Source organism: Chitinophagales bacterium, assembly GCA_019638515.1.
Taxonomy (GTDB): Bacteria; Bacteroidota; Bacteroidia; order Chitinophagales; family LD1; genus UBA7692.
Genome location: JAHBTS010000002.1, coordinates 344,507 through 364,778, shown reverse-complemented (window position 1 = coordinate 364,778; position 20,272 = coordinate 344,507). Strand labels below are relative to the sequence as shown.

Annotated in this window: 16 protein-coding genes; 8 read left to right on the top strand and 8 right to left on the bottom strand. The window is 40.9% G+C overall.

What is annotated here, in order from left to right:
• Positions 1 to 18 precede the first annotated feature (18 nt).
• Both KF872_04790 and KF872_04785 read left to right on the top strand, forming a co-directional pair.
• Positions 19 to 363 (top strand): hypothetical protein, encoded by a 345-nt coding sequence (locus tag KF872_04790; protein ID MBX2902855.1) that lies wholly within the window; start codon positions 19 to 21, stop codon positions 361 to 363.
• A gap of 32 nt (positions 364 to 395) precedes the next feature.
• On the top strand, positions 396 to 905 hold the full coding sequence (locus tag KF872_04785) for a response regulator (GenBank protein ID MBX2902854.1): 510 nt from the start codon (positions 396 to 398) through the stop codon (positions 903 to 905).
• Between the two features lie 81 nt (positions 906 to 986).
• On the opposite strand, the gene KF872_04780 is transcribed toward KF872_04785, so the two are convergent.
• The 3 genes from KF872_04780 to KF872_04770 form a co-directional block, all read right to left on the bottom strand.
• Complete coding sequence (locus tag KF872_04780) at positions 987 to 2,558, bottom strand: SulP family inorganic anion transporter (GenBank protein ID MBX2902853.1); 1,572 nt, start codon at positions 2,556 to 2,558, stop codon at positions 987 to 989.
• A gap of 2 nt (positions 2,559 to 2,560) precedes the next feature.
• Positions 2,561 to 3,199 carry a carbonate dehydratase gene (gene can, locus KF872_04775; protein ID MBX2902852.1) on the bottom strand — a complete coding sequence of 213 codons (639 nt, stop codon included), beginning with the start codon at positions 3,197 to 3,199 and terminating at the stop codon, positions 2,561 to 2,563.
• Positions 3,200 to 3,326: 127 nt separating this feature from the next.
• A complete protein-coding gene (locus tag KF872_04770) occupies positions 3,327 to 3,647 on the bottom strand; it encodes a hypothetical protein (GenBank protein MBX2902851.1) in 321 nt (106 codons plus the stop codon).
• A gap of 231 nt (positions 3,648 to 3,878) precedes the next feature.
• Between KF872_04770 and KF872_04765 the strand changes: the two genes are divergently transcribed.
• Positions 3,879 to 5,036 (top strand): acyl-CoA dehydrogenase family protein, encoded by a 1,158-nt coding sequence (locus KF872_04765; protein ID MBX2902850.1) that lies wholly within the window; start codon positions 3,879 to 3,881, stop codon positions 5,034 to 5,036.
• 20 nt (positions 5,037 to 5,056) lie between these two features.
• Positions 5,057 to 5,569, top strand: coding sequence for a dihydrofolate reductase (locus KF872_04760; GenBank protein MBX2902849.1), 513 nt, complete (start codon positions 5,057 to 5,059; stop codon positions 5,567 to 5,569).
• Positions 5,570 to 5,588: 19 nt separating this feature from the next.
• On the opposite strand, the gene queG is transcribed toward KF872_04760, so the two are convergent.
• On the bottom strand, positions 5,589 to 6,512 hold the full coding sequence (gene queG / locus KF872_04755) for a tRNA epoxyqueuosine(34) reductase QueG (protein ID MBX2902848.1): 924 nt from the start codon (positions 6,510 to 6,512) through the stop codon (positions 5,589 to 5,591).
• A 68-nt stretch (positions 6,513 to 6,580) separates the two neighbouring features.
• Between queG and KF872_04750 the strand changes: the two genes are divergently transcribed.
• Both KF872_04750 and uvrA read left to right on the top strand, forming a co-directional pair.
• The gene (locus KF872_04750; GenBank protein MBX2902847.1) at positions 6,581 to 7,294 is read left to right on the top strand and encodes a hypothetical protein; all 714 of its coding nucleotides are present in this window, start codon (positions 6,581 to 6,583) and stop codon (positions 7,292 to 7,294) included.
• A gap of 65 nt (positions 7,295 to 7,359) precedes the next feature.
• Positions 7,360 to 10,284 carry an excinuclease ABC subunit UvrA gene (gene uvrA / locus KF872_04745; protein MBX2902846.1) on the top strand — a complete coding sequence of 975 codons (2,925 nt, stop codon included), beginning with the start codon at positions 7,360 to 7,362 and terminating at the stop codon, positions 10,282 to 10,284.
• A gap of 16 nt (positions 10,285 to 10,300) precedes the next feature.
• Here the strand turns inward: uvrA and KF872_04740 are convergent, their stop codons facing one another.
• Genes KF872_04740 through KF872_04730 form a run of 3 tightly spaced genes read right to left on the bottom strand, consistent with a single transcriptional unit; the run spans position 10,301 to position 13,314 of the window.
• The gene (locus KF872_04740; protein ID MBX2902845.1) at positions 10,301 to 10,978 is read right to left on the bottom strand and encodes an outer membrane lipoprotein carrier protein LolA; all 678 of its coding nucleotides are present in this window, start codon (positions 10,976 to 10,978) and stop codon (positions 10,301 to 10,303) included.
• Positions 10,979 to 11,018: 40 nt separating this feature from the next.
• Positions 11,019 to 12,668, bottom strand: a complete 1,650-nt coding sequence (locus KF872_04735; GenBank protein ID MBX2902844.1) for a glycerol-3-phosphate dehydrogenase/oxidase — start codon at positions 12,666 to 12,668, stop codon at positions 11,019 to 11,021.
• A gap of 13 nt (positions 12,669 to 12,681) precedes the next feature.
• A complete protein-coding gene (locus KF872_04730; protein ID MBX2902843.1) occupies positions 12,682 to 13,314 on the bottom strand; it encodes a rhodanese-like domain-containing protein in 633 nt (210 codons plus the stop codon).
• A gap of 203 nt (positions 13,315 to 13,517) precedes the next feature.
• Here KF872_04730 and KF872_04725 point away from each other — a divergent pair, with 203 nt between their 5' ends.
• Both KF872_04725 and KF872_04720 read left to right on the top strand, forming a co-directional pair.
• The gene (locus KF872_04725) at positions 13,518 to 15,326 is read left to right on the top strand and encodes a tetratricopeptide repeat protein (protein MBX2902842.1); all 1,809 of its coding nucleotides are present in this window, start codon (positions 13,518 to 13,520) and stop codon (positions 15,324 to 15,326) included.
• 7 nt (positions 15,327 to 15,333) lie between these two features.
• On the top strand, positions 15,334 to 17,364 hold the full coding sequence (locus KF872_04720) for an OmpA family protein (protein ID MBX2902841.1): 2,031 nt from the start codon (positions 15,334 to 15,336) through the stop codon (positions 17,362 to 17,364).
• Positions 17,365 to 17,401: 37 nt separating this feature from the next.
• Here KF872_04720 and KF872_04715 read toward each other — a convergent pair whose 3' ends face one another.
• Positions 17,402 to 20,266: a DEAD/DEAH box helicase family protein gene (locus KF872_04715; GenBank protein MBX2902840.1), complete on the bottom strand. Its 2,865-nt coding sequence runs from the start codon at positions 20,264 to 20,266 to the stop codon at positions 17,402 to 17,404.
• Between the last annotated feature and the right edge of the window lie 6 nt (positions 20,267 to 20,272).

Here is a 20,272-nt window from a genome sequence, read left to right as displayed (position 1 = left end):
TTAGCATATCATTTTAAAATGGCATTAACCGATTTATCTTTCCTATTAAATTTCACCAAAGGCGATAACGCCAAAATGAAAAAGTACATTTCCATGTTTTTAGATATTGCTCCCAAGAGCATTGCAGATATGGAAGTAATGAATACCGAAAAACGCTACGAGGAATTAAAAGTAGTAGCACATTCACTAAAACCGCAAGTGAGCTATATGGGTATTAAGCATTTAGAAACAACCATTAAGGAAATAGAGCTATTTGCAGGAAGCAAAACCAATACAGACCAATTACCCTCTAAAATAGACTATTTTAAAGTAGAATGCACCAAAGCCTGCGAAGAGTTAGCACAGGCTGTTTCTAAAATGTAATCAATAAAACAAACCAATAAAAAACAAAAGCAATGGCAAATCCTTTAAAAGTTTACGTAGTAGAAGACGATACCATGCAAGGCGAAATGGTAAAAGACCATCTTACAGGTAAAGGTTATTCAGTAAAATTATACAATACAGGCGAAGGCTTATTAAAAGAGTTAGAAACCGATGCTCCAGATATATTAGTACTCGATTACAACTTAAATTCTGTTGATAAATCTGCCATGGAAGGTATTGATATTTTAAAACGAGTGAAGGATAAGAATACAGATGTAGAGGTAATTATGTACAGCGGGCAAGATAGCATTGATGTGGCAGTAGATACTATGCGCTATGGTGCTTTCGATTATATCGTAAAGGGCGAAGCAGCGTTTGCAAGGTTAGATTTTATTATCGGCAAAATACGCAAACAATGGGAATCTTCGGCAAATGAACAGCGCTACCGCAAGTTAAGCACTTGGCTTATTGCATTAGTGGCAGCAATGGTGGGAGCAATGGTTGTAGGAATAATTACCGGCAATATTACATTAGGAGCATAGTTTATTTCCTTTTACAACAATAAAAGAAGAGGCTGCCAATTGGCAGCCTCTTCTTTTATATAGGTTAGTGAACACACAAAGTTAGTGGGTTCCTACTTTTTCTGTTTCCGGAATGCCAATAAGTTCTACTGTAACGTTTTTCAATACTGCCGAATGGTTTTTAAAATCATGCAGTGCTTCAACAACATCGTAGTCAATATAAGCTGAGCGCGATCCATCCACAATTACCTTGCTGCCATTGGGTAGGTTGTGCAACATTCCCCAGATACTTCCTTTGTTTAAAAACGAAACCTCTTCAGAAAGTGTTAAACGGATAGAATCCTTACCTGCCTCTGCTACTTTTTCGTATCTATAGGAGTGGTTATGGTTTTTCCGTATAATGTAAAAAATTGCCACACATAAACCTACTGCAATGCCTCGTAATAAGTCGGTAGAGATGATAGCAATAATGGTAACAGCAAATGGGATAAATTGTTCCCATCCTAAACGATACATACCTTTAATGAGCGAAAACTGAGTGAGTTTGTAGCCCACCAAAAGTAGTATAGCCGCCAGTGAAGCCATAGGTATGTAGTTAAGATACTTAGGAATAAAGATTGCAGATAGCAGCAGGATGATGCCGTGAATAATGGTTGCTAATTTGGTTTTTCCTCCGGCATTTATATTGGCAGAACTGCGCACAATAACTTGTGTAACTGGCAAGCCGCCCAACATGCCCGATACCATATTTCCAAGCCCTTGTGCCTTTAATTCTTTGTTGGTAGAGGTATTTCGCTTAAAAGGGTCTAACTTGTCGGTGGCCTCTACACTTAGCAAGGATTCTAAACTAGCAACCAATGCCAATGTAAATGCAAACTGATATACTTTCCAATTGGTAAGTTGCGAAAAATCGGGCAAGGTGAAGAATCCTACAAAATCGGCAATACTGTCGGCTACGGGCAATTGTACCAAATGGTCGCCACTGAGTGCCAGCGATGGATTCCAAACTTGGAAAGCGATATTGGTGAATATGCCAATAGAAACCACAATTAAAGACCCCGGCAGAAACTTAAACAGGCCAAACTTTTTCATAAAAGGCTTATCGAAAAGTACCAGTAAAAGCAGCGAGGCAATAGCAATTACGATAGCTCCCATGCTGCTAAACTTTATGGCATAATACAATTCTGTAAAGGTATTGTGGTGATCTTGTGTAGCAAAGTCCATATTACCCATTAAATCCTTATCGTACCCCAACGCATGTGGCAATTGCTTGAGTATTAGTGTGATACCGATAGCTGCCAGCATTCCTTTAATTACCGATGAGGGAAAATAATAGCCAATAACTCCGGCTTTTAGCACACCTGCAATAAATTGAATAGCTCCGGCTAATACCACTGCCAGTAAAAAGGCTTCAAAGCTCCCGATGGTTGAAATTCCGGTTAGTACAATTGTTACTAAACCTGCAGCAGGTCCAGAAACGCCCAGTTGCGAATCGCTAAAAGAACCAACAACAATTCCTCCAACAATGCCCGCAATAACACCCGAAAAGAGTAAATCTGGACGCCCCGTAGCTGCTGCAGCTATACCAAGGCAGAGTGGCAGTGCCACCAAATACACTACTAATCCAGAAGGTAAATCCGATTTCCATTCTGCAAAAAAGCTACGATTTTTCATGATTAGGCTAATTCAAATTTGTAAACGGTATCTATTTCCTGAGTATCGTCAACAGTTACGTTGAGGTCTTTTAGTAGGCCATTGTTGATGTCGTACACTAGTCCGTGTACTTGCAAAAACTGCCCGCGCGCCCATGCGTTTTGCACGATAGAAGTTTTGGCAAGATCGAGCACTTGCTCTTCTACATTTAATTCTACCATTCTGCGGTGTTGTGCTTCAGAATCTTCAATGGCATCAAGTTCAGCTTTGTGTAAACGGTACACATCCTTTATATGGCGCAGCCAGTTATCAATTAAGCCTACTTGTTTATTACCGAGAGCTGCAGTTATGCCTCCACAACCATAATGCCCACAAACTATAATATGGCTTACTTTTAGTATATTGATAGAATAATCTAATACACTTAGCATGCTCATATCGGTATGTATTACCATATTGGCAATATTGCGGTGTACAAAAATTTCGCCCGGCTGGGTTCCGGTAATATCGTTAGCAGGTACGCGGCTATCGGAACAGCCAATCCATAAAATAGGAGGCTTTTGTCCTTTAGAAAGTGTGGTAAAATAGGCAGGGTCTTGCGCAAGTTTTTCTTTAACCCATTTCTTATTATTGATGAAAATATCTTGATATATCTTAGGCATTTGTTTGAATTTTAGTAAGAACAGCAACCTAAAAAACAGTATTGTTTTTGAGCCGCTATTCAATTAGAAAATTTGAAAAGGCACAGCAAAAACTATAGCATACTATAGTTGCTGTAAACAGAATTACTTAAGATATAAAGTTGGGAGGGGGCGAAGTTTGCTCCGAAATAAATTGATGTACCACCCTTTCGTTGCGGGTTACAAATTGGTAAATAAAACCACCTTCATCGCAATAGTGCTGTGCAATGCCATGTTTATGTTCATACTCCGAACTGCTAGATTGGCTGTTATCGGTTTCTTTGTGCGTTTCTTCTTCTGCCATATTCATCATAACAATAAAGGCATCTTTATCAATTGAATAGGCGGCAGCCAATTGGGTTACTCCCAAGCAATGGAAAGTAAGCAGTAAAGACACTAACCAATAAAAAGGGCTGCTTGTTATTTTCACTAAGGCAAAAGTAATACAGAGATTTTATAGTTGCCTTAAAAAAACTAAAGAAGCCTGATTGCGAAAGTTAATCTTTCAATTGCCTATATTATTTGAGCTTGCGCGAAGCTATCTAATGCGTTGGGATGTGTTGATGATAAGGTTGTGATTATGTTGCTCAAAATATTTTACCGTAAAGTGCTATCAACACATAAAAAGTAATAAACTCGCAGCATAATATTTTAGAAGAATATGAAATTAGAACGCACCATTTACAACGAAGAGCAATTACTTTTTGCACAAAGCGTAAGAGATTTTGCAGCCAAAGAAATTACACCACACAATCCCACTTGGGAAAAGAATAAAATGGTGAGCCGAGAGAGCTGGCAAAAGTTGGGCGAAGCAGGATTTTTATGTATGCAGGTGGATGAGCAGTACGGAGGATTGGGAATAAAAGATTTTAGATACAATGCCATATTTATAGAAGAGTTAGGGCGTACAGGTTGTGGAGGTCCGGCAGTAGGCTATCCTTTACATTCAGATATTGTGTGTCCCTACATTGAACACTACGGAAGCGAGGCAATAAAGAAAAAATGGTTGCCTAAAATGGTTACTGGCGAAGCTATTGCAGCCATTGCCATGACAGAGCCCGGTGCCGGCAGCGACCTACAAGGAATGCGCACAACGGCCATCAACAAAGGCGATTATTACTTACTCAACGGCTCAAAAACTTTTATTACCAACGGATATTTGAGCGATATTGCCATAGTAGCTGCAAAAACCGACCCAACACAAGGTGCAAAAGGAATAAGTTTATTCTTGGTAGAAACCGGCATGAAAGGCTACAGTAAAGGAAAGCCTTTTGAAAAGGTGGGTTTGCATGCTCAAGATACTTGCGAATTATTTCTTGAAAATGTAGAAGTACCCAAAGAAAATTTAATAGGAAAAGAAGGAGAGGGCTTTAAGTATTTAATGACTGAACTTTCGCAAGAGCGTTTAGTAGTTGGTTTGGGTGCCATTGCATTATCTGAAGCAGTATTGGCAGCTACGGTGCAATACACGCAAGACCGTGTGGCATTTGGCAAACCAATTTCGGCATTGCAAAATACACGCTTTAAATTGGCAGAAATGGCCACAGAGATAGCCGTGGGTAGAACCTTTGCCGATCGCTGCCTAGAATTACATTGCGAGAAAAAACTATCGCAAGAAGCTGCCAGCGCCTGCAAGTTGTGGCTTACTGAAATGCAATGCAAAGTAGCCGATGAGTGTGTGCAATTACACGGAGGTTATGGCTATATGTGGGAATATCTTGCAGGACGAGCATGGGCCGATGCACGTGTACAACGTATCTATGCAGGCACTAATGAAATTATGAAGGAACTTATTGCTAGAAGTGTAGTTGGCAGATAAAGTAATAATATATAAGCGTTATGAAAATTGCATTGGTAGCAGCCATCGGAAGTAATAATGAAATTGGCGCTCACGGTAATTTGCTATGGCACTTGCCGGCAGATTTAAAACGCTTTAAAGAGATTACACTTGGGCATCATGTACTCATGGGACGCAAAACTTATGAGAGTATCCCTGCAAAATTTCGCCCGTTGCCCGGCAGAGAAAATATTGTACTCACTAGTAATAAGTATTATACGGCACAAGGTTGTAAAGTGGTGCATTCAATAGAAGACGGAATACAAATTGCAGCAACCGCAGGTGACACAGCGCTGATGATTATTGGTGGTGGCGAAATTTATGCTTTGGCAATGCCACTTGCCACCACACTCTATATCACAAAAGTAGAAGGAACATTCCCCGATGCAGATGCGTTTTTTCCAGCATGGAACAATGCCGATTTTGTGCTAACGGAACAAGAACACTTTTCTAAAGACGATAAACACGCATTTAATTTTAGTTTCCTACAATTAGAGAAAAGAAGTAGCATGTAGTTAGAGGCTGCATCACTGTTTACTCGCTTAAGAATTGTATATTTCTGGTAAGCCCGGCAAACTTTGTTCGTTTTACAGGAGAGTTCTTAAATAGTACTTTAAAAGAATCTTCTGTAAGTGATTGCCATTCTGTTGTTGTTTTCTGCAACAATTCATTTTTTGGTGTAAACAACGGTTCGTTATGCGGTTGCGCTTGTGTATTTATAGGGCAAACTTGCTGGCATATATCGCAGCCAAACATCCAGTTTTCAAACTTGCCTTTCATTTGCGCAGGTAAGGTTTCTCCTCTGTGTTCAATTGTAAAATACGATATGCATTTAGAAGCATCGAGGCGGTAGGGACTTTCAATAGCTTGCGTGGGGCAGGCATCTATACATTTGGTGCAATTGCCGCAAAAATCTTTTACCGGACTATCGTATTCCAGTTCAATGTCGCAGATAATTTCACTTAAAAAATAGTAAGAGCCGGAGCGTTTGGTGAGTAAGAGCGAGTTCTTGCCTACCCAACCAATACCTGCTCGTTGTGCCCATGCTTTTTCTAACACCGGAGCCGAATCTACAAAGCACCGTGCCGCAATCTTTCCTGTTTTAGACTCAATAAATTGAAGGAGTTGAAACAGTTTCTCTTTTACCACATGGTGGTAATCTTCGCCCAACGCATACATAGATATTTTGGGAGCATCTTCAACCTGCTTTAATGGCGTGTAGTAGTTAGTAGCCAACACAATTATACTTTTTGCTCCTTCAACCAATTGGCGCGGATCAATACGTTTGTCGAAATGGTTGGCCATATAGTGCATGGTGCCATGCTTTTGCTGGTTCAACCAATTTTCTAAATACCTTGCTTCGTTGGTTAGCTCCACTGCCTTGGCAATGCCGCATGAAACAAAACCCAAGGACTTGGCTTGCGCTTTAATTTCACTTGTAAGCAGAAACTTGTTCATACCATCTTTAAATTAAAAAAAACATAACACATACTATTTTGTTGCAGGTTTCGCTTTATTTGATTTCAATGGTAAAAAGGTCGGGCGCTTTTTTGGTGCTTCTACTTGCTGTTTTCTGTGTTACAAAGGCGCAAGTTACAATTTCGGGAAGAATAACCGATGCCGATAGCAAACGCGGTTTGGGCAGTGTGAGTATTATCTACCCTAAAATTGGTGTTACGTATGTTTCTGCCACCGATGGTACCTTTAGTTTTCAGGGCGAAAAAAGCGATACTTTTTTCTTGTTTCTACCGGGCTACCAAACCATTAAATTTTCGCTGGCAGATTCGCTGCCACAAGAGCGCTACTCGTTGTATTTTCAAATGCAGATGATGTATGCCGAATCTAAACCGGTAATTATTAGACCCAAAAAAGATTTGAATAAAATTGAAGAAGAAAGGAAAAAACTGGGTGAAACTCCACGCGAACTCGACCCTCCAAAAATTGAACCATTTACCAGCCCAATTAGTGCCATTTACGATTTGCTGAGCGATGAAACAAGGCAGAAAAAGAAACTTAGAACCCAAATTATAGAAGATAACAGGAGGAAATTATTCTATGCGCTCTTCGATTTTTATCGCGATAACAAAGTGGTAAATATTCCTGAAGATTATTACGATAATTTTATAGACTTCTTAAACCTTCCAATTGAGTTTTTAAAGTACAATTCCGATTACGAAATTACCAAAACCGTAGTGGAGCAATACAAACGCTACGCCCGTTTTTCGGGTATAGAAAAGTAAGTACTCGGCATAGTGAATAATGCCTTGTTTAAAGCCCACTCTTTATATTACTTTCGCACCGCTTTATGTCTAAAAACACTGGAAATACTAAGTCTGATAAGAAAGTACAATCGGTTGAAACTACCGGCAAATATACGCATACCAAACTACCACTATTAGAACCCGAAACTATTGAAGTATTTGGAGCCAGGGTTCACAACCTGAAGAATATAGACGTTTCTATTCCGCGCAATAGGTTTGTGGTAATTACAGGTATTAGCGGAAGCGGTAAAAGTTCACTTACATTCGATACTATTTATGCTGAAGGGCAACGTAGATACTTAGATAGTTTTTCTGCTTATGCACGCCAGTTTATTGGCAGCATGGAGCGCCCCGATGTAGATAAAATAACCGGACTATCGCCAGTTATTTCAATTGAACAAAAAAGTACTAACCGCAATCCACGCTCTACGGTAGGCACCATTACCGAAATTTACGATTTTATACGTTTGCTGTATGCGCGTACTGCCTATGCTTATTCCTATAATACGGGAAAGCGGATGGTGAAATTTACCGAAGAGCAAATAATTGAAAACTTATTGGAGCAACACCAAGGCAAGCACGCTATGCTTTTGGCACCTGTAATACGTGGTCGGAAAGGCCACTACCGCGAATTGTTTGAAAATGTACGCAAACAGGGCTACCTAAAAGTACGTGTAGATGGCGAAGTAGTTGATGTGAAACCTAAAATGCAGCTCGATCGTTTTAAAGTACACGATATTGAAATTATTATAGACCGTTTGGTGATTGAGCAAGATGCAATAGACCGTATTCGCCAGAGTGTGCAGTTATGTATGAAGCAAGGCAAAGGTCTTATGCAAATGCTCGATGCCGATACCAACGAGTTATTTGGATTTAGCAAGCATTTGATGTGTGTAGATTCCGGTATTTCGTATGAAGAGCCATCGCCCAATACATTTTCTTTTAACTCACCTTATGGTGCTTGCCCCACTTGTAATGGTTTGGGTGCAATTTATGAAGTACAAGAAGCCACCATTGTGCCCGATAAAAATAAAAGTATAAACGAAGGCGGCATTTTGCCAATTGGCGAAAAACGTGAAGCAGGCTTATATCGCGAGTTGGAAGCAATGGCAAAAAAGCACCAGTTTAGTTTGAGTACACCCATTAAAAAGGTTCCTAAAGAATTTTTAGATCTTATACTATTTGGCGATGGCGAAAGCGATTTTTCGGAAGAAGAGTTTCAAGATATTAGCGGGTTTGACGACCGCTGGTACACGCTTCAAAAAGGAGGCGTAGTGGGATTACTCAAGCGCTGTTTCCGTTTTACTTCCAGCGAAAGCATTCGCAATTGGGCAGAAGGGTTTATGGATAAGATAAACTGCCCATCGTGTAGCGGTTACAGGCTAAAAAAAGAATCGCTTTGGTTTAAGTTGAACGATAAGCACATTGGCGAATTAGCGGCAATGGACATTAGTGAATTGGCAAATTGGTTTGCACAGGTAGAGGATAAGTTAAGTGAGCGCCAGCAAACTATAGCCCGTGAGTTGCTAAAAGAAATTAGAGCAAGAATCGGTTTTATTTTAGATGTAGGTTTAGATTATTTGGCGCTCGACCGCCCGGCAAAAAGTCTTAGTGGTGGCGAGGCTCAGCGTATTCGTCTTGCTACGCAGATTGGAGCAGAGTTGAGCGGCATTACGTATATTTTAGATGAGCCAAGTATTGGCTTACACCAGCGCGATAATAGGCAGCTGATTCAAGCATTGCGCAAACTTGCCGGCAACAACAACAGTGTGTTAGTAGTGGAGCACGATAAAGAAATTATGCTCGAAAGCGATTACATTATTGATATTGGACCGGCAGCAGGCGAACATGGAGGTAAAATTGTGGCACACGGTACTCCGGCAAATTTCGTGAAATTAAATACCACTACGGCTCAGTATTTGAGTAATAGAAAAGCTATTGAAATTCCTGCAATGCGTAGGAAAGGAAACGGCAAACTTTTGGAGCTTATACAGGCAAAAGGCAATAACCTCAAAAACATTTCTGTAAAATTTCCATTAGGTACTTTTATTGGTGTAACGGGTGTTAGTGGTAGTGGAAAATCCACGCTTATCAACGAAACGCTATATCCCATTCTTTCTTCGCATTTTTATAGAAGCAATTTAAAACCGCTGGCATACAAAGAAATTCGAGGGATAGAACACATAGATAAAGTAATAGAAATAGACCAAAGCCCCATTGGCAGAACTCCACGCAGCAATCCGGTTACTTATATTAAAGTGTTTGATGAAATACGCAAGCTCTATGCACAATTGCCTGAAGCAAAAATTAGAGGTTACCAACCGGGGCGTTTTTCGTTCAACGTAAAGGGTGGGCGCTGCGAAGAATGCCACGGTGGCGGCATGAAAGTAATTGAAATGAATTTCTTGCCCAATGTAGAAGTAACCTGCGAGAAGTGTAACGGTAAGCGCTACAATCGCGAAACACTAGAAGTACGCTATAAAGGGAAAAGCATCAGCGATGTGCTGAATATGACGGTGGAAGATTCGCTGGAATTTTTTGAGGCTGTACCTGCAATCTTCCCCAAGTTGAAAACCTTGGCAGATGTGGGTTTAGGTTATTTGCGTTTAGGCCAAAGCAGTACTACGCTCAGCGGTGGCGAGGCGCAGCGCGTAAAACTTTCTGCAGAGCTTAGCAAACGCGATACTGGGAAAACATTTTACATCTTAGACGAGCCTACTACAGGGCTTCATTTTGAAGACATACGAGTACTGTTGGAAGTGTTGCAAAAGCTAGTAGATAAAGGAAATACGGTATTAGTAATTGAGCACAATTTGGATGTAATAAAAGTGGCCGATAATATTATTGATATTGGTCTAGAAGGCGGTTTTAGAGGCGGTACATTGATTGCCCAAGGCACACCCGAAGAAGTGGCACGGCATAAAGATAGCCATACTGCCAAGTTCCTACGCGAAGAATTAGGTGTGTAATAGTGCGCGTTTTGTATTAGCGCAGGTCTATCACTTTTACACTTGGATATTTTGCTGCATCAAAAGAGAAAAACGCATCGCTGAGTTCTACATCCGGTTTTTCGGCAGTAATTTTATATAAGTAGCGTGAACCGTTTTTGGCGTAAATTTTAGATTCTAATAGTGCGGCATTGCTATCGTTTATACTCACATCAATTTTAAAGTAAGAAGTCTTTTTATTTACCGGACTCATTTCTGCCACAAGTATTTTCTTGCCTGCCACAGTTTTCTTTTCTTTTACTTGATACGAAAATCCGGTTTTGTAGAAACTGAATAGTTTGGAAGGCGAAAACACATCATCGGTTTCTTCAAACAAATCCACTTGTACTTCGCGCTCTTTAGGGAGGTAAGTCCAAATGTTTTTTCCATCGCAAAAGATTTCTTGCCCGGGCATTACAATCTTAAATTTTTCACCCTTTAATGAAATGCTTCCCGGTATGGTATCTGTAAGTTTAGCTTCGTTATCGGTTGGTTTTAATTTGGGATTGGTTACCACTAGTTTAAAATCTGCTTTTATGGTTTTGAATGCTTCGTAGCGGGTGCTCATTTTTTTGAGTGCTATGTCGGCCTCATCTTGAATGTATGTTTTTGCCGGACCTTGTGTAAAGGCTTGCAATACAAGGCATGTAAAGAGTAAAGAAAAAAGTTGTTTCATGTAGTTGCGACTTTGCTTTTGGCGTATAGTTTAATGTGATTTACCGAAAAGAAACTGCGCGGGCATAAGCCTCTTCGATATTGGTTTGCATGGCGCTTATTTCTGCTTCGTGCAGTTGCCATTCTTGTGCTAATTTGTTCACCACCGCAGGTAGTAATGCTTGTGTTTGAGGTCGTGCAAAGAAGATATTTCCGGTTCTGCGAATAAGAAAATCTTCGGGATACAATATGTTTTCGTTTTGAATGCAGTACTCTAATTCTGCCCAAAAGAGAGGTGCTTCGGCAGCCTTGTTTTCTTTTAGGTTTGAGGCTGTGGCAAGTATGGTTTTGCTTTCGCTTCCGAATTTATGAAAGAGGGTTGCAATTTCTGTTTCGTTGAATCCTTTTTCTTTTCCTTCTAATTGAAGTTGGAGAAGATAGTGGTTGGCATCTTCGGGAGTGTTGAAATTACCGCCTGCAAGCCTATGTTTTTTTGTACTACATTTTTTAAATGTTTGTGCTTGTATTTTAGATAGTTTTTGGGCTACCAGATTTACAACTTTTTCGGCCATGAGTCTAAAACCTGTGAGCTTGCCGCCCGCAATGGAAATTAGGCCCGATTCAGAAACAATAATTTCATCTTTTCTAGATAATTCCGATGGCGATTTTCCGTCTTCGTGAATAAGCGGCCGCAATCCTGCCCAACTGGATACAATATCGCTCTGTTGTAAATGAACCGAAGGAAACATATCGTTTACGGCTTTAAGCAAATAAGTAACATCTGCTTGTGAAGCAACGGGGGCATCTATATCTTGGTTGTAAACAGTATCGGTGGTGCCAACATAGGTAATGCCGTTGCGCGGAATAGCAAAAATCATTCTGCCGTCTGCCACATCGAAATACGCTGCCTGCTGCAACGGTAATTTTTGATAAGGAAAAACAAGGTGTACGCCTTTGGTAAGTTGCAGTCGCTTTCCTTTTAAACTATGATCTTCTTTGCGCAATAAATCTACCCACGGGCCGCAGGCATTTACAGTAATAGAAGCATTGATTGTAAAGTTGCTTTTACCTAGATGGTCTGCTATTACGGCTCCGCTTATTTTGCCGGAATTGTTTTTGGTAAAGTGCTTTAGTTCGCAGTAGTTAAGCAATGTTACTCCTTGTGCAAAGGCAGATTTTGCTAATTCAATTACTAAGCGCGAATCATCGGTTCTGTATTCGTAGTAAATGCCGCCTCCTTTTAGTTTTTTTTCATCTAAAAGTGGTTCGGCAGTTATGGTTTCGTGCTTAGATAGCATTTTGCGTTGCTCTGCAGCTTTTACACCTGCCAGCATATCGTACACCCATAAACCAAGCGAAGAAGTTTGCTTACCGAGTGATCCGTTTTCTACAATAGGAAGCAGCATTTTTTCGGGAATTACCACATGTGGCGCATTGCGGTACACAATGGCTCTTTCGCGTCCCACATCGCGTACCAGCTTCAACTCCATTTGTTTTAAATAGCGCAATCCGCCATGAATAAGTTTGGTAGAGCGGCTGCTGGTGCCAAAGCCAAAATCGTGCTTTTCTACCAATGCCACTTTCATGCCGCGCAAGGCTGCATCTAATGCTATTCCACAACCGGTAATGCCACCGCCAACTACCAATAAATCGAAATTGTTTTTCGATAAATTGTCTATAAAATATGCTCTGTTATGCTGCGAAAATTTCATATTCAAAAAGCGCTTAGGAAATAGTTTTGTTGGCTTTTTTAGGCTTAATTATTGGTATGCCTGTTTCGCGAATTTCATCGAAAGTGGCAGCTACGGTGCGCGCCAGTTCTACACCGTTTCTTTTTAAAAGAGAAGTGGCGGTAAATGCTTGCTCGGCAGTAGCACCTACTACATAAATGCGCATGTTTTCGCTTAGTTCTTGCGACATGGCTGCCAAGTCGTCCATAGGTATATTTTCTGAACCATCAATAAATTCGGCTTCAAAGTCTTCGGTAGTGCGTACGTCTATTAAATAAAATTCATCGTAGTTAAAATCAATGGTAAATTCTTGCGCATCCACCACAATAATTACCGAAGTATTCTCGTGCTGCAATTCGCTTGCGGTTATGTAACCCTTCACAGCTGCAAAACCGCTGCCAAGTATAGCTTTAGAGATTGCCACTGCATTGGCTTCTTCACAAATTACAACTAAAGGTTGTTCGCTGCTTACTATGTTTTGGAAAATTTCTAGAAAGGTATTTCCCCAAGGAATATTCAGCGCATCTTCGAAAATGTTTTCGGCTGCCACCTCAATTGGCCGGGTATCTAAGAGTAGTATATTCTCGGTTTTGAGTTTTGAAAAATCTGCTTCGGTAAGTAGCTGCATCGTTTTAATTTTAAGCTGCGAAGCTAATACATGCGTGCAACTTAAAACTATAAAATTGTGAAGTACCACAGTGCAATATGTTGCCGCCCAAAATGGTGCGGGTACATTGCAAAAGCATTATAGTAAGAACAGAAATATGCAAGAAACACAAAAAATGAAGCAGATTCTTAGTTAATACGCCCCATAAAATTACATTCGCAGAGGTGAGGTTTTTAGCAATTATATGGTTGTTGTTTTCTATGCACGCAGTGGCGCAGCCCGGGCGCGATGAAGCCTTAGCTGCCAGCTACCTGCAAGAAGAAGCATACAATAAAGCTGTGGAGCTTTATCAGCAGTTATGGGAAAAGAGCGATTACGCACCCAAATTTTATGCACCATATTTTAAGTGTTTAGAAAAACTTAAGCAGTACGATAACTTAGAGAAAGCCGTAAAGAAGCAAATGAAGCATTTCCCTTCTACAGCGCAGTATGCCGTAGATTTGGGTTATGTGTATGAGTTGGCAGAGCAACCTGCCAAGGCAAAGGCGCAGTTTGAAAAGATATTGAAAGCATTGCCGCCCAACGAAAACTATATTAGAGATGTGGCAACTGCCTTTGAAGGCTACAAGGCATTTGATTATGCCATTCAAACTTATGAGAAGGGTGCTAAGATGTTTAACAGCAGCATAATTTTTGCCATGCCGCTAGCTATTTCTTACGATGCCAAAGGCGATATGCCCAATGCCGCCAAGCAGTACATTACTTTTGTGGAGTTGCAGCCGGGGCAGGCGCAAATTGCTAAGAATACCATTATGCGTTCGCCCAATGTGAGCAAGTTATTTGCCGAATTAGAAACACAACTGTACACCAAAATACAGCGTGGTGGTGGCGATGAATGGCTCAACGATTTTTTAATTTGGCTTTATATTCAAAACAAAGATTTTGAGGGCGCCATGCAGCAAACCAAAGCAATAGACAGGCGGAAAAACGAAAATGGATTCCGTGTGTTGAATATGGCGCGAACAGCCCAAGCCGAAGACTTTTTTGATGTGGCAATAGACGGATTCGATTACATTATTAAAAAAGGTAAAGACAACGCGCTTTATTTTCTTGCGCGCACCGAGTTGCTCTATTGCCGCAAGGCTAAAATTGCCAAGCGTATTAACTTTTCTATGGACGATGTGCTTGGATTAAAAAACGATTACGAAAGTTTTATTGCCGAATCGGGTAGGGGATTGCAAACCGCACAAAGCATGAAAGAGTTGGCAGAGTTAGAAGTTTTTTACTTACACAATATTCCGGCAGCCATTAAGTTGTGCGAAGAATTACTGCAAATGAATGGTGTGCCGCAGCAGTTAAAAAACAAAACCAAGTTATTGTTGGGCGACTGTCTTTTAATAGATGGCGATATGTGGGAAAGTTCGTTGCTATACGGGCAAGTAGATAAGCAGGAAAAAGATTCTCCTTTGGGCGAAGAAGCACGTTTTAAAAATGCAAAACTCAGCTATTTCAAAGGCGATTTTGAATGGGCGCAAACACAGTTAGAAGTACTAAAAGCTTCTACCAGCGAACTTATTAGCAACGATGCCATCAACCTGAGCGTTTTTATCATAGATAATTCAGGATTAGATTCCATTACCACACCATTGGAGATGTTTGCACAGGCAGAATTGTTGCTATATCAAAATAAATTAGACGAAGCCAACCGACAGTTGGATTCCATTAAGTTTTTATATCCCGGCCATGCGCTGTACGATGATATTTTGTACACCCAAGCCAAAATATTTTGCGATAAGCGAGCCTTTGCACAAGCCGTACCTTTGCTGGAAGAAATTATTAAAAACTATAAAAGCGATTTGAAAGGCGATGATGCAACCTTTTTATTGGCAGAAATAAACGAGCAGTATTTAGGTAATAAAGACAAAGCCCGCGAACTTTATCAATCTATTATTACAGATTTTGAAAGTTCACTTTTAGTAATTGAAGCCCGCAAGCGGTTCAGAATTTTAAGAGGCGATAAAATTTCGGAGTAGTGTACACATGAAAAAAATCCTTTTTCTACTTATGGTTTTGTTGGTTGCCGGAGGGTGCAAAACCCAGAAAGGCACCATTAAAAATGGCGAAGATGCTTATGCCCGTAAGCTATACAGCAATGCAGCATCGCTGCTTGAGCACGAATTTTCGGCAGAAAAAAATCCTATAAAGAAGCAAGCAAAAGCCATGATGCTGGCAGCTTCTTTTGAGAACAACAACGAGCCCGAAAGAGCAGCGCAGTGGTATAAAAAGGCAGCAGCAGAAACCGGCACCGCCACTGCCGAAGCATACTTTAAGTTGGGGCAAATGCTAAAGATGCAGGAGTTGTACGATAGTGCTATTGCCATGTTTAATATGTGCGGTAAACTGGGCGGAAATTTTAATATCCGCAAAGAAATTAAAACCAGCCGCGATGCCATTAAATGGAAAAATGAGTTTTCGCGCATAAAGGTTTACAACCTTGCTACCATCAATAGTAAGTACAGCGATTACGCTCCGGCAGTACTAAACGGAAAATTGTATTTTACTTCTTCCAGGCCGGCAGCAGAGGGCGAAGCCACCAATGGCTGGACAGGCGAAAAGTTTGGCGATTTGTTTGTTGCAGGAAAAACTTCTTCGGGGGCTTTTGCCAATGCTGTTCCGTTTAGCAAGGAACTCAATACCGCAGCCTATGAAGGCACAGCCTGCTTTTCGGCAGATGGTAAAAATCTGTTTTTTACACGCTGCCATGAGGCAGAAAAGGTAAACCAATATTGCCACATTTATTTTTCAACCTACGATGGTATTACTTGGAGCGAACCTTTAATGCTCGAACTTTTTCCCGATACTTTTAATGTGGGGCAACCTGCCATTTCAAAAAACGGAAAACTGCTGGTGGTATCGAGCGATTACAATGGCTTTGGAGGAAAAGATATTTTCTATTTCACCAAAACAGATACCGGATGGAGCAAACCTGCCAATGCCAGTGGCGTAGTAAACACTACCGGAAACGAAATGTTTCCGTGGTTAGACGAAAAAGATAATCTGTACTTTGCTTCTAATGGATTTCCCGGCATGGGCGGCCTAGATATTTTTAGAGCAAGCCGCATAAAAAAAGGATGGAAGCAGGCAGAAAACCTTAAAGCGCCCATCAATTCCGGTGCCGATGATTTTGGATTGGTAATTGAAAAATACAAACCTGCCAGCGATGCCGATACTGTTTTAATGAGTGGATATTTTTCTTCTTCGCGCAAGGGTGGCGAAGGCAGCGATGATATTTACCGCTTCGAGGAGCTTTGGTTGAACCAATACGAAGTAAGAGGCAAAGTGCTTACCAAGCAATTTGAGAACCCCGAAAATCCCGAAAGCCGTGTATTGGGATTGGTGCCGCTGCGCTTGGCTAAGTGCGAGTTACAAACAGCCAATGGCGATTCGGTGGCGGCATTTGTTACCGATACGGCAGGTGTGTTTTTCTTTACGCTTCAGCCGAATACGGCATACACTATTTTGGCATCGCGCAACGATTATTTTTCAAACAGTGCGGGTGTTTCTACCATTGGTAAAAAGAGCCGCGATTCGGTTTTAATTTCGCAGTATGTAGAAATTGAATTAGATAAAATTTTTACATCGAAAGAGATTGTAATTCCTAATATTTATTACGATTACGATAAGGCAACACTTCGCCCGGAATCTAAAGCTGTGTTAGATTCTTTGGTGCTTTTCTTTGAAATAAACAATGCCATAAATGTGGAAATTGGATCGCATACCGATAGCCGCGGCAGCGATGAATACAACGAAAAACTTTCGCAAGCCCGCGCACAAAGCGTGGTAGATTACTTAATTGAAAAGGGTATTGGCAAGCAGCGATTGCTGGCAAAAGGATATGGCGAAACCCGCCCTGTAAATGGCTGTGTAAATGGTGTGGATTGCACAGAAGAAGCGCATCAAAAAAACAGACGCACTACGTTTAGGGTAACGGCAACCAACTTTACTTTAGAATCTATTGAGCCAACTCAAATTCACGTAGATCCCAAGCCGGAAGAAGAGGAGGGAGAATAGGGTGTAATCTACTGCTTGGCATATAGCCAATACGTGCTTATGCTGCTTGCTGCTTGTAAAGATGCTCTTGAAATTCTATAAACAGTCTGCTGATGTTTGCAACGTCTCCCAAAATTTCTTTTGCATCTTCCAAAGATTGATACTTGTTTGTGAGCAAGATGGGTAGTTTCTCTTGGTCGAGTTCGTCCACACCTGTTTCAATGTATTTACTCAAAACGAAAGTGATAAACTCTTTCTGTTTGTCGTTGAGTAAGGCAAATATGGTGGCTTCGGCTGCTTTAGCTCTTGCTTCTCTTGTCATTGCGATATAGTCGCCATTGAAAACATATTCCAACACATCATACAAGTCGCTTTTTTCCATATCTACCAACTTTTGCAAAGTCAGTAAGTCGTCTTTTGGAAAACCTGCTGCATCTAAATTCTCTAACAAGATTTTCCTTGTCATTGGATTACTCCAAAGTTTCCGCAGTTCTTCTTCGTCTTTGAAAAGTTTGGGTAATTCACCAAACAAATTATTCAAAAATTCTTCTGCTGAAATTGGCTTGCCGTCTGCACTCCAAAACGAAGTGGAAACCATGTGCTGAATTTCTCTTTCTTTTCCGTTTTTGAGTTTAATTTTTACTTTTTTCTTGCACACACAAGGTCGTTGTCCGCATTTCTCACAAGGTTGTGGTGGTTGTTTCTCGCAAACACAAGGTCTTTCGCCACACACAGGACACGGCTTTGGCGGCACATATTCACATTCACACGGATTTTGTCCGCACTTTTTGCAAGGTTCTTCTCCAAGTGGTTCTCCGTCCCATTCAGGGTCTGAAAAGTGTTTGTAGGCATCTACAAAGTCGTAAATGGTAAAAAACTCTTTGCCGTCAAAAAGCCGTGTGCCACGACCAACGATTTGTTTAAACTCAATCATTGAATTGACTGGACGAAGCAAAACGATATTCCGAATGTTCCTTGCATCAACTCCTGTAGAGAGTTTTTGCGAAGTTGTCAAAATGGTTGGTAATGTTTTTTCGTTGTCCTGAAATTCTCTCAACAGTCTTTCACCTTCTTCTCCGTCATTGGCAGTTACACGAACACAATATGCTTCGGCTTCGCTCAGCATGCCACCCGTTTTGCCTTGCTTTCTCAAGGTTTCTGAGCGTGTCGAAGAAACCAAATCTCTTATCAATGCTGCGTGTGCCTGATTGGCACAGAAAATTATTGCCTTTTCGTTTTGGTTGGCTTCTTCTAAAAAGATATTTACTCGTTTGGCTTCACGTTCTACTATTTCAATGGTTCGGTTAAAGTCTTTTTCTTCATAGAGTTTGCCTTCTTCAATTTCTCCTTCTACAATCGTATCATCCGAAGTATAGCGGTAATCATCCAAAGTAGTTTTGATGCGTTTTACTTTGAATGGCGTTAAGAAACCGTCATTGATACCTTCCTTCAGCGAATAGATGTAAACGGGTTCGCCAAAGTAGCGGTAAGTGTCCACATTGTCTTTTCGCTTTGGTGTGGCTGTTAAACCCAACTGAACGGCTGGACTGAAATATTCTAAAATTCCCCGCCAATTGCTTTCGTCATTGGCTCCGCCACGGTGACACTCGTCAATGATAATGAAATCAAAATAGTCGGCTGGATATTCGCCAAACGCTTCGACAGGCTCAGCGACCTTTGGCTCATTTTCAGATTTGTTCTTAGAAAGGTTTACTAATTGCTCTTTGTCGCCTTTGATTAAAGCGAATTTCTTTGCCCTGCTCCAACCTTGAACCTGCTTTTCTCTTTTGAACGCTAAATCAACCCTGTCAAATGTTTCGTAATAAACCAACTTTACCGGAAAATGTTCCTGAGTAAATTTTGCTCCCTCACCGCTTTTATGTTCTTCAATTCTCCTTTTTAAGTTATTTGTGCTACCAGTATAGAAACTACCATCTGCACATTGAAGGATATACATATATCCTTGTTTTCCGGTTTCAATATTTTTAATTTCAGCAAAATCTACATTTTCATCTTTGGTGACTGAGCTTGTCGAAGTCATAAAGGTTTGAAAAATGGTAAAGAAAATGCTGCCGTTGGTTGGCACTTTTCCACTTTTCTTTATCTCATTGGGTTTTATCCGCACCAAAGCATCTTCTGGAAATGCCGAAAATGAATTGTAGGCTTGGTCGGCTAAAATATTTCTGTCGGCTAAAAACAAAATTCTTGGTCTTCGTTCGACACGCTCACGAACCAGCTTGCTGCCGTTGGTGTCTGAGGTTCTCGAAGACAAGTTCCAACGGGTTTGAAACAGTTTCCAAGCAATTTGAAAAGCGATTGCCGTTTTTCCTGTGCCTGTGGCAAGTGTAAGTAAAATTCTGTCTTTGCCTTGGGCAATGGCTTCAACAGTTTTTTGAACGGCTATTTCCTGATAATATCTTAACTGCCAACTACCGCTTTTATCTTCAAACGGCACATTGGCAAATTGCTCACGCCACCTTTCGACAAGCTCAAGGGCCGTTCGCTCTTCTTCGGTGGCTGAGCCTGTCGAAGCCACCGGGTACGTTTTGTTCCAAAGTTCATCAGGGCTTAAAAAGTTGGTTACCAAACCTTCTTCGCCTGTTTTCATACAAATTTGGTAAATGGCTTTGCCGTTGGTGCTGTAAGTGGTTTCTAATTGAAGTTTTTGAGCATATTTTTTGGCTTGCATTACGCCTTCGCCAACTTCCTGTTCATCACTTTTGGCTTCTACAACAGCCAATTTGATGCCTTTGTACGAAAGCACGTAATCTGCACGAAGCAACTTACCTCTTATTCCTCCTGTCTGTATTTTGCCTGCTGTAATTGGATGATTCCTAAAAACTTTTGAACCTTCCACCACTCCCCAACCACAAGCCTTTAGCTTTGGGTCTATGAGTTCTGCTCTTGTTTCGTCTTCGTTCATTATCGT